The organism is uncultured Lutibacter sp. (assembly GCF_937891065.1).
GTDB lineage: Bacteria > Bacteroidota > Bacteroidia > Flavobacteriales > Flavobacteriaceae > Lutibacter.
The window spans coordinates 1-10845 of record NZ_CALAEQ010000247.1 but is presented as its reverse complement, the minus strand read 5'-3'; the positions used below and the strand labels follow the sequence as shown (position 1 = coordinate 10845).

General features: G+C 28.2%; 12 protein-coding genes. 4 read left to right on the top strand and 8 right to left on the bottom strand.

Annotated features, from left to right (window positions below; all coding sequences use genetic code 11):
- Nucleotides 1-186: 186 nt before the first annotated feature.
- The 3 genes from Q0352_RS13375 to Q0352_RS13365 all read left to right on the top strand — a co-directional run bounded on the left by Q0352_RS13375 (nucleotide 187) and on the right by Q0352_RS13365 (nucleotide 3154).
- Nucleotides 187-1752, top strand: a complete 1566-nt coding sequence (locus tag Q0352_RS13375) for a sensor histidine kinase KdpD (RefSeq protein WP_299528310.1) — start codon at nucleotides 187-189, stop codon at nucleotides 1750-1752.
- Nucleotides 1753-1763: 11 nt separating this feature from the next.
- Nucleotides 1764-2459, top strand: a complete 696-nt coding sequence (locus Q0352_RS13370) for a response regulator transcription factor (RefSeq protein WP_299528308.1) — start codon at nucleotides 1764-1766, stop codon at nucleotides 2457-2459.
- Between the two features lie 74 nt (nucleotides 2460-2533).
- Nucleotides 2534-3154 carry an L-threonylcarbamoyladenylate synthase gene (locus Q0352_RS13365; protein ID WP_299528306.1) on the top strand — a complete coding sequence of 207 codons (621 nt, stop codon included), beginning with the start codon at nucleotides 2534-2536 and terminating at the stop codon, nucleotides 3152-3154.
- A 9-nt stretch (nucleotides 3155-3163) separates the two neighbouring features.
- On the opposite strand, the gene Q0352_RS13360 is transcribed toward Q0352_RS13365, so the two are convergent.
- Complete coding sequence (locus Q0352_RS13360) at nucleotides 3164-4162, bottom strand: glycosyltransferase family 2 protein (protein ID WP_299528304.1); 999 nt, start codon at nucleotides 4160-4162, stop codon at nucleotides 3164-3166.
- 47 nt (nucleotides 4163-4209) lie between these two features.
- A complete protein-coding gene (locus tag Q0352_RS13355; RefSeq protein ID WP_299528302.1) occupies nucleotides 4210-4653 on the bottom strand; it encodes a type I restriction enzyme HsdR N-terminal domain-containing protein in 444 nt (147 codons plus the stop codon).
- Between the two features lie 29 nt (nucleotides 4654-4682).
- Between Q0352_RS13355 and holA the strand changes: the two genes are divergently transcribed.
- On the top strand, nucleotides 4683-5684 hold the full coding sequence (holA, locus tag Q0352_RS13350) for a DNA polymerase III subunit delta (RefSeq protein WP_299528300.1): 1002 nt from the start codon (nucleotides 4683-4685) through the stop codon (nucleotides 5682-5684).
- A 54-nt stretch (nucleotides 5685-5738) separates the two neighbouring features.
- Here holA and Q0352_RS13345 read toward each other — a convergent pair whose 3' ends face one another.
- The 6 genes from Q0352_RS13345 to Q0352_RS13320 all read right to left on the bottom strand — a co-directional run bounded on the left by Q0352_RS13345 (nucleotide 5739) and on the right by Q0352_RS13320 (nucleotide 10492).
- Complete coding sequence (locus Q0352_RS13345; protein WP_299528298.1) at nucleotides 5739-5954, bottom strand: hypothetical protein; 216 nt, start codon at nucleotides 5952-5954, stop codon at nucleotides 5739-5741.
- Nucleotides 5955-6078: 124 nt separating this feature from the next.
- Entirely contained in the window at nucleotides 6079-6792 is a 714-nt protein-coding gene (locus Q0352_RS13340) for a hypothetical protein (RefSeq protein WP_299528276.1), read from the bottom strand.
- A gap of 160 nt (nucleotides 6793-6952) precedes the next feature.
- Nucleotides 6953-9265, bottom strand: coding sequence for a GH92 family glycosyl hydrolase (locus Q0352_RS13335; protein ID WP_299528274.1), 2313 nt, complete (start codon nucleotides 9263-9265; stop codon nucleotides 6953-6955).
- Between the two features lie 92 nt (nucleotides 9266-9357).
- On the bottom strand, nucleotides 9358-9996 hold the full coding sequence (locus tag Q0352_RS13330; protein WP_299528272.1) for an SGNH/GDSL hydrolase family protein: 639 nt from the start codon (nucleotides 9994-9996) through the stop codon (nucleotides 9358-9360).
- A 69-nt stretch (nucleotides 9997-10065) separates the two neighbouring features.
- Nucleotides 10066-10278: a DUF2007 domain-containing protein gene (locus Q0352_RS13325; protein ID WP_299528270.1), complete on the bottom strand. Its 213-nt coding sequence runs from the start codon at nucleotides 10276-10278 to the stop codon at nucleotides 10066-10068.
- A complete protein-coding gene (locus Q0352_RS13320; RefSeq protein ID WP_299528312.1) occupies nucleotides 10244-10492 on the bottom strand; it encodes a PLD nuclease N-terminal domain-containing protein in 249 nt (82 codons plus the stop codon). The genes Q0352_RS13325 and Q0352_RS13320 overlap by 35 nt, the downstream gene beginning before the upstream one ends.
- Nucleotides 10493-10845 lie beyond the last annotated feature (353 nt).

The following is a 10845-nucleotide window of genomic DNA, read 5'->3' as shown; positions in this document are numbered from 1 at the left end:
TTCTAATTTTGTAATTGAGAACAATAGATTAAAGGATACAAAACAGCAAGTGGAGACCATTTTTAATTTAATAGATAATAAACACAGACATTAGTATATCTCTTAATATATTGTTAAAATATTATATTTTTTGTTAACGAACGTTAAAAATTAACATTATTACTATTAAAAGTTTATTTTTGAACAATGAGAAAAAGGATATTTGTACTCATCATTGTTTTAATGAGTATTGCCTTAATAGGTATTATTTCTGTTCAAGTATTTTGGATTAAAAATACCATACAAATTACAGAAGAACAATTTACATCAAATGTTAGGTTTGCTTTGGCAAAAGTATCAGATGATATTAAACAAAGAGAATTTGAAAATTTTTATTTAAAATTATCAGATATCTATAAGGAAGGTGAAAAATTTAAGGAATCAGATATTCGAAATTTTATCTATGAAAAAATAGATACAATTAACAATGAAAAATTCACCTACTCTCAAAGTATAATTGAGCAAAATTATAAGGTTCCAACTGAGTTCTTTGAAAATGATTCTATAGACTTTAAAGAAATTTTTAGTAAAGAACAAGTTGTAATTATAAAAGATCATGTTTTAGATAATGATAAAAGAATTGAAGCTCCCGAAGAAAGCTATATTAAAATTGGAAGACTAGAAGGAGCTGAAAAATCATCATTAGAAAGTGTTTTTGATGTTTATACAAGTAAATTACCTATTCATAAAAGAGTTAGTAATAGAGAAATTTCTTTTAGATTAGATAATGAACTTTCAAGCAGAGGAATAGATACAGATTTCAAATATGGTATTTATAGTAATGGTTTGGCAACTCAGTTAAAATCGGGTTATTTTAGGAATGAAGCTGGGAAAAGCTACAAAGTACCAATGTTTGCTGATAAAGATGGAAATAGTAATTTTCAATTGCATGTTACATTTCCTGAAAAGAAAAATTTTATTTTATCATCAATTTATAAAATATTAGCGCTTTCAGTCTTTTTTATTTTAATAATAATTTTAGCTTTTGTAAGTGCATTGTACCAACTAGTTAGGCAAAAGCAGATTTCTGAAATAAAAACGGATTTTATTAACAATATGACGCACGAGTTTAAAACACCTATTGCAACTATAAATTTGGCGTTAGATGCTATTAAAAACCCAAAGATAATTGGTGATGGAGAAAAAGTATTGCGCTATGTTAAAATGATACGAGAAGAAAATAAAAGAATGAATGCGCAAGTTGAAAATGTATTGAGAATTTCTAAATTAGAAAAAAATCAATTAGATGTAGGTAAGGAAAGGGTAAATGTTCACGACATAATAGAGGAAGCTATTACTCATGTTGAATTATTAGTGAAAGATAAAGGAGGTTATATTAAAATGAATTTAAAAGCTAATTCAACAGAAATTTTAGCCAATCAATTTCATTTTGTAAATGTGATTGTTAATATATTAGATAATGCTATTAAGTACTCAGAAGATGCTCCAGAAATTGTAATTCTAACTGAAAATTCAGAAAAATTTATTACAATTAGAGTTAAAGATAATGGTATTGGAATGAGTAACAGTGTTCAAAAAAATGTATTTAAAAAGTTCTATAGAGAAGAAAGAGGGAATATTCATAATGTGAAAGGTCATGGTTTAGGGCTTTCATACGTGAAAAAAATAATTGAAATTCATCAAGGGCAAGTTTATGTTGAAAGTGAAAAAGGTATTGGAAGCACTTTTACGATAAAACTACCTTTAATATAAATAATTAAGAAATGGAAAATAAAAAAATTTTATTAGTTGAAGACGATCCGAATTTTGGGACAGTTTTAAAAGATTATTTATCATTAAACGATTATAACGTAACACTTGCAAAAGACGGATTGGAAGGGCTTATAATGTTTAAAAATGATATTTACGATTTATGCATTTTAGATGTTATGATGCCTCGTAAAGATGGTTTTTCATTAGCTAAAGATATTAGAGCTACTAATGTAGACGTGCCAATTATATTTTTAACGGCTAAAACAATGAAAGAAGATGTATTAAAAGGATATGAAGCAGGTGCTGATGATTATTTGAATAAACCTTTTGATTCTGAAGTTTTATTGTATAAAATAAAAGCGATATTACAACGTAAAGAAGGTGATGAAAATGTTGAAGAAGAAAAATTTGAATTTAAAATTGGAAAGTTTGATTTCAATTCAAAACTTCGTCATTTATCTTTTGACAATGGAGAAACTCAAAAATTATCGCCTAAGGAAAGTAAATTGTTGAAATTGTTAACAATTTATAAAAATGATTTAATGCCACGTGAGTTAGCTTTAACTAAAATATGGAGAGATGATAATTATTTTACATCACGTAGCATGGATGTTTATATTGCGAAACTTCGTAAATATTTAAAGCTTGATGAGAATGTTGAAATATTAAATATTCATGGAGAAGGCTTTAGACTCATAGAAAAATAAGAACTATTTAAAACCTGCTTTATGCAGGTTTTTTTACGATCAAAAAAAACTATATTTGTCTTAAAATGAATAATATGGCAAAATTAGTAAGAATATATGAAGAAAATCCTAACGAACGCGAAATAGACAAAGTTGTTGAAGTTCTAAAAAAAGGAGGCCTTATTATTTATCCTACTGATACGGTTTATGGTATTGGTTGTGATATTACTAATTCAAAAGCTATGGAAAAAGTAGCTAAAATAAAAGGCGTTAAATTAGAAAAAGCTAATTTTTCATTCATTTGTTACGATTTGAGCAATTTATCAGATTACGTGAAACAAATTGATACTGCAACCTATAAAATTCTTAAAAAAGCATTGCCAGGCCCTTATACGTTTATTTTACCAGGAAATAATAATTTACCTAAAGCTTTTAAGAATAAAAAAACAGTAGGTATAAGAATACCAAATAGTAATATTATTAGAGAGTTGGTTAAGAAATTAGGAAACCCAATTGTTTCAACTTCAATTTATGATGAAGATGATTTAATAGAATATACAACTGACCCAGAATTGATTTTTGAAAAGTGGGAAAACAAAGTTGATATTGTAATTGATGGTGGTTTTGGAGGCAACATTCCATCAACAATCATTGATTTATCAGATGAAGAAGTCGTTATTATTCGTAAAGGTAAAGGAAGTTTAGATTTTTTATAAATTGTATAATTACAACTCTTTATAAGATTTTTTTCCTGAAATAAAATAACTCCAGACAATACTATTAACGCTAAAATAATTATTATTTAGTTGAATTTTATTTCTTTTTCTGAATGTTTTTGGTAAATAATAATAAAAACTTAAGTGAGCTTTCAAAATTGCTAAAGTATGCAATGGGCGTAATTCCAACAAAAATTTTACACCAGCAACCCCATCTAAAACTAGTCTTATAAATAGGATTGGAATTAATTTATTTTGTGGTAAATTTTTAACTAATGTAAATAGGCTATTTCTAAAATTTAAAAAAGTTTTTTGAGGACTAGCTTCTTTTAATGTTGCTCCACCAACGTGGTACACCGTGGATTTTCCAACGTATTTAATCGTTTTTTGTAGATTCTTAGCTCTCCAACATAAATCAATTTCTTCTTGATGTGCAAAGTAACTTTCATCAAAACCATTGAGTTCATGAAAAACTTTAGCACGAATAAAAAAACAAGCCCCAGAAGCCCAAAATATTTCCGCAACATCATCATATTGTTTTAGGTCTGTTTCTAAACTTGTAAAAATACGACCTCTGCAATATGGATATCCATATTTATCAATAAAACCACCTGCTGCACCTGCATATTCAAACTTACCTTTATTCTTATAATCTAATATTTTTGGTTGAATAATGGCAGTTTTCGGTTCATTTTTAAAAGTTGAAATTATGGCATTTAACCAACCTTCAGTAACTTCAATATCTGAATTTACCAAAGCATAAATATCGGATGTTACATGTTGTAAAGCATCATTATAACCTTTGGCAAAACCACCATTTTTTAAATTTTCAACAATTTTAATATTCGGATAATTTTGCTGAATAAAACTCACAGAATCATCAGTTGAGGCATTGTCTGCAACAACTATTTCTATGTTGGGTAAATTGCTGTATTTTACAATAGATGGAACAAATTTTTCTAACAATTGTTTTCCGTTCCAATTTAATATGACGATGGTTATTTTCACAGTGACAAATTTACTTCAAAAGCATTTAAAAATTGACTAATTTTTTCTTAAATATAATTGGGTATGTTTTTTAAGAAAACATATTCTTCCTTCTCAAAATCCATTTTACAGTAATAGTGATTTATTCCATTGGTAACAATTAAGTAATTGGCATTTAATTTTAAGTTATAGCGAGCAATTTGGTCAAACGCATTTTGATTAATATTTATGGATGGTGCTTTGCATTCAACTATAATATGTGGTAAACCTTCAGTATTAAAGACTAAAATATCTGTGCGTTTTGTTAATTTATTGATAGTAAGTTTTTTTTCAATACCAATTAATGAAAGAGGATAATTTTTTTCTTCAATTAAATAATGAATAATATGTTGACGAACCCATTCTTCAGGAGTTAGGCTCACATATTTTTTTCTAATAATATCAAAAATAACATACTTATTTTTGGTACTTTTGATTCTGAATTTATATGTTGGTAAATTCAATTGCTGCATATCACAAAAGTGCTAATTTTTTTTTATAAATGAGTGACGTTACTAAAATAGTTTCAGATATTAAAAGTGGAAATATTAAACCTATTTATTTTTTAATGGGTGATGAGCCCTATTATATTGATAAAATTTCAGAATTTATTGAGGATAACGTGCTTACTGAAGAAGAAAAAGGTTTTAACCAAATGGTTTTATACGGAAGAGATGTTGCTATTGAAGAAATTTCTGATAGTGCTAAACGATTCCCAATGATGTCTGAACGTCAGGTTGTTATTGTTAAAGAAGCACAAGATTTATCTAGAACTATTGAAAAGTTAGTTTCCTATGCAGAGAATCCACAACCTTCAACAATTTTAGTTTTATGTTACAAATATAAAACGATTGATAAACGTAAGAAATTATACAAAACCATTCAAAAAAATGGTTTAGTTTATGAAAGTAAGAAGCTATATGAAAATCAGGTTGCAGATTGGATTAGACGAGTTTTAGCGGGTAAAAAATATCAAATAGACACAAAAGCAACTTTAATGTTGGTGGAGTTTTTAGGAAACGATTTAAGTAAAATAAGTAATGAACTTGATAAGTTAATGGTTGTTTTACCTGTTAACTCTATTATTACTCCTAAAGATATTGAAGAAAATATTGGTGTTAGTAAAGACTATAATAATTTCGAATTACGAAAAGCTGTTGGAGAACGAAATGTTTATAAATCAAATATGATTATTAACTATTTTGCACAAAATCAAAAAGCCAATCCAATTGTTGTTACAATTTCTTTAATGAATAGCTTTTTTACACAGCTACTTATTTATCATAGCTTAAAAGATAAATCAAAAAATAATGTAGCAAAATCGTTAGGTGTAAATCCATTTTTTGTTGCAGACTATATAACTGCAGCAAAAAATTATCCGATGCGAAAAGTATCGCAGGTTATTTCTTTTTTACGTGAAGCAGATGTTAAAAGTAAAGGAGTAGGAGCAAATTTATCAAGTGGTGAAATTTTAAAAGAATTAATATTTAAAATTATTCATTAATTCCTAGTAACATATATTCTACCTATAATTTTTTCAATTTATTAAAATCTTGATTTAGTTTCCGCTAAATGGTGACCCAAATATACCTACTGCAAGTTCTGCCCAAAAGAGGAACAGCACAACAATAATTACCACAATAAGTATAATTCGATGTCTTTTTTTCTTTACTTTTCTTATTGTCAACTCACATATTAGACCAGTCCCAATCAGTAGAATTCCAGCTATAATAAAATCGAAAAAAGTCCAATTTACTTCTTCTGTGAACTGCATGGCTATTAGCGGTATAAGTAATATAATTACAGAAATTATTATGATAATGGCGAGTTTTTTGTTTTGTAAATTCATTTTTTTATATCTCATATGTTGTTACCAATCGTATTTTTATATGATGGTATCATTTTAATTTTGCAGTATAGTCACATTCTTTCTGTAATATTATTTTTTTGTCAATTTTATTATATTTAATCAACATCTCTTTTTCACTCAATTTTCCATAGTAGTTTATATATAAATATTCCTTGATGATTCCATTTGGTAATTCTTTATGGAGTATATATTTTTCATATAAAGTTGAAAAGGTTAGAAGTGGCAAGTGAAAGTCCGAGAATTTTTCAATTATATAAATTGAAGTTCCAATTTTTCCTTTTTCTTTCTTTTTTTGTTTATTAGAAATCATTTTATATTGCCAAAATGATTCATTTTCAATTACGGTGTCTTTCAAATGTTGAATGTCATAATATCTAGTTTTATATTTGTAAGGATTCGCTGTCTTAGAAACATTCTTACAATCTATATTTATAAATTCGGCTATATTTAAATCAGACTTTAAATAATCAACATTTGCATATATTCCTTGATGGTCGATAAAAACCAAATTATAGTATAAACTATCTTTTTCAGTAATAACAGCAAAATAATTATTGCTTTTTGAATTGGTTAAATAATATCTTCGAATTTTCTTATCAGATTTATGAAAATGATGATTTGGAATATGAATTGAATCTTTGTAATGATTCAATTCATATTCAAATATATAATCAAAATCATATTGTTTTTGAGAAAAACCGAGAGTTACTATAAAACAAAATACAATAGTTAAAATTTTCATCAGCAATGTTTTGTAACTTGTTCGTGTATGTTTTTTGCGTTGGTAGAAACTAAATTATTAAAAGAAAACAAACCAGAGACAAATTCTCAGAATTTTTTAAGTTTACACATACTGAGTTATTATCTATACATCTCCTTATGGATAGTTATTCTTACAATCTTTAATTTTTACTCATTTCAAAAACAATTTCACCACCATTTATAATGTCATTATGCGATAACAGTGTTCCATCAATATTTTTTTTATTTATTGACACACTCTTTACATAAATATTTTCTTTGCTTTGATTTGTAGCCTTTATTGATAGTGTTTTTCCATTGTTCAAATGGATAATTGCTTCTTTCACTAAAGGGCTTCCTAGTGCATAATCTGAAGAGCCCGGGGTTACAGGATAAAATCCTAAGCTACTAAAAATATACCAGGCGCTCATTTGTCCAGCGTCGTCATTTCCACACAATCCATCAACAGTTGGAGCGTACATTGTATTCATAATCATTCGTACACGTTCTTGTGTTTTTTTTGGATGACCGGTCCAGTTATATAAATACGGGATATGGTGACCTGGTTCATTACCATGAACATAGTTGCCAATAATGCCATCGCGTGTTATATCTTCATGTTTAGCAATATATTTTTCATCTATTTCCATAGTAAAGAGAGAATCTAAATGTTGTGTAAACTTTTCTTTACCACCCATCATATCAACCATCTTTGTAATGTTTTGAGGAACATATAAGCCATAGTTCCAAGCATTACCTTCTATAAAGCCTTGTCCATGCGTATCCATTGGGTCGAAATTTTCTCTGAAATTTCCATCAGATAATTTGGGTCTCATATAGCCACTTTTAGGATCATAAACATTGTTATAATATTCTGAACGCTTCATAAACTCATCATTAATTTGAGCGTTATCAACTTGATTTGCCATTTGTGCAATGCACCAATCGTTGTAAGCATATTCTAATGTTTTGGAAACAGAAGAGTGACTCATATCATCTGGAACGTATTTGTAATCTATATAATCTCCCAAGCCATCGAAATATCTTACGCTAGCAGTATTTACTGAAGCAGTTAAAGCACGTTCATGGTCAAAATCACCAATATTTTTTGCCATAGCATCTGCAATAACGGAGGTTGCATGATAACCAATCATACACCAATTTTCATTGGAATAATGAGACCAAATAGGAAGCATATTGTGAACACTTTCATCATGATGTGCCAACATTGACTTTATCATGTCATTATTACGTTCGGGTTGTGTGATGTTAAATAATGGGTGTAATGCTCTGTAAGTATCCCAAAGCGAGAAAATAGTATAGTTGGTAAAACCATCTGAAGTATGAATGTTTTGATCTAGTCCTCTGTATTGTCCATCTATGTCTTCATACAAAATAGGAGAAAGGTTGGTATGGTAGAGAGCCGTATAGAAATTGATCTTATCACCTTCAGTTAATGTGGTTACTTCTATTTTTGAAAGTTCATTATTCCATTTTGTTTTAGTTTCTTCTCTTGTTTTATTAAAATCCCAATGAGGAATTTCAGCTTTTAAGTTTTTTAAAGCACCAGAAGAACTTACTGGTGACAATGCAAATTTGATATTTATTTTTTCGTTTTCTTTAGTATCAAAATTAAAATAGGCTCGAATGTCTTTTCCTGCCATTTCTGGGAAGTTTTCATCTTGCTTAAACCGTCTATAAAAACCATCATATTTAACTTCATCATATTTTTTATGACCATAGCTTTTGAAAGGTTTTGAAAACTGCATTGCAAAAAATACTTTTTTGTCTCTTGCCCAGCCTTTGGTTTGCCTATAACCTGTTACTAATGAGTCATTTTCTACACGAATAAAAGTCCATACGTTCTTATTATCATGATGGTATACGTTATAAACCATATCAAGTATAATATGCGCGTTGTTAGATTTTGGAAATGTATATTGATGAAAACCAACACGTTCACTTGCTGTAAGTTCTGCTTTAATTTCGTAACTATCTAAATCTACTTTGTAATAGCCAGGTGAAGCTTCTTCATTATCATGTGAAAATGTAGAATAAAAACCTTTATCACCTTCTTTTGTTTGTAGGGGATCAAGTACTAAACTTCCAGTAGTTGGCATCACTAAAAAGTCACCTAAATCTGAATGTCCTGTACCACTAAAATTTGTATGTGCGAAACCAATTATTGTTGAATCACGGTGTTGGTAACCCGCGCAATATTCATAAGTACCTGAATTATAATTACCATCTTCATTGAACATAACTTCAAAATTGGTTTGTGGACTTAATTGAACCATACCAAAAGGAGCTGTTGCACCAGGAAACACATGACCCATTTTACTTGTTCCAATAAAAGGGTTTACAAATTGTGTATAATCAGTCTTTAGTTTTTCTGAAGAGATAATTTTTTCTTCCTCTTTTTTGCAAGAACTGAATATTATAGTAATAAGAAGTAATGTTAATAGTTTTCTCATGTTTTGACAATTATACATCGTGTTTTTTAGCATGAAAAATTGCGATTTTGAAAACGCAATTTTAAATTGATTAAAATATATTTGTTTATTACTTAATTAATTAATGCTTTTGATATAGCTTCTTCAATAAGAGGTTCCATAATCAAATATCCAGCTGTATTTGGATGAATACCATCATCTCCAAGGCCATCTTTTAATCCATTATAATTGTTTGACATAGACGTAAAGTAGTCAACAAAAATTAAGTCATTTTGATTGGCGTAAACTTTTAATTGTTCATTAAGTTTTACCACTTTTTCAGCAGGTTCTAATCCTTTTCGCCAAGGAAAATCATAAGCTGGAAGTACTGAGCATAATATAACTTTTATGTTGTTAGCTTTTGACAATTCTACCATTGACTTAATATTGTTTACAATCATTTCAATTGATGATGGGCCAGTATTTTCTGCAATATCATTTATTCCTGCTAATAAAACCACGGCTGATGGCATTAAATTGATAACGTCTTGTCGAAAACGTAGTAACATTTGAGGCGTTGTTTGTCCACTAATACCTCTGTTTATATAAGGTTTGTTTTTAAAAAATTCTGGATGATTTGTTAACCAACCTTCTGTAATTGAATTTCCCATAAATACAATCCGATGTTTATTAGGATTAGAACTTGTCAATTCAGCATTTTCTTTCTGATAGCGATTTAAGTTAGCCCAATCTTGAGCAAAAGAAGAATTCATAATAAACAAGGTTAACAAGATACTTAAATTTAATAATTTCATATTTTTTTATTAACTAGTATTCGTTTTTTAGTTGTCTCCCATTTCATTCATTACCTCTTTTACTCTTTCTAAATCTGAATCTGATACTTGAAGCTCAACCTCGAATGATGGTAAATAATTCATTATTTGAGTAGTAAATTCATTTTTGAAATAACATTTTATTCCTTCAGATTCTAATTTACTCCTAAGGGCTAAAAGTTCGGATTCAATATGTGATTTTTTTACAGTAATTAAACTCATAGTTATTTAAATTTTCAACTTTATATTTTTTGTTTTTGGCAATTGTGAAATATAAAATCGCTCCAACCAAATTAAAAAATAGGACAACCAATACCCAAACAATTTTATCATTCCCCTTAAACTCACTTTTTAAAATGTTAACTAGTGCTGAAATTGTCAAAACAATTCCGATAATTGCTAATAATATTATAACTATTTGCCAAATTTCAATCATTCCTAAATAATTCATCTTTTTCTATTTTATTTTTTTGTATTAAACCTTTTTGCCAACAAAATAACTATCAAAATAAAAGTAACCATTGATAATCCCCCAAGTAGCATTATTGTTCTCATTGATAATTCAATTCCTAAATAATTCATCTTTTTCTAATTTTTAATTTATAATTCTATGTCTGCCAAGGAGCCAACGCACTCAGTGTATGGCTTCGTTGTTGTAATGCTAAGATAGCAAATAGGAGTGAACCCATTGTTCAATAGCAATAATTTTTTGAAGGTAAATCGGAAGCAATTATTTGTACAACATATTGCGTTTAATTTCACCATTATAATTAATAGTTTTTAATTGTT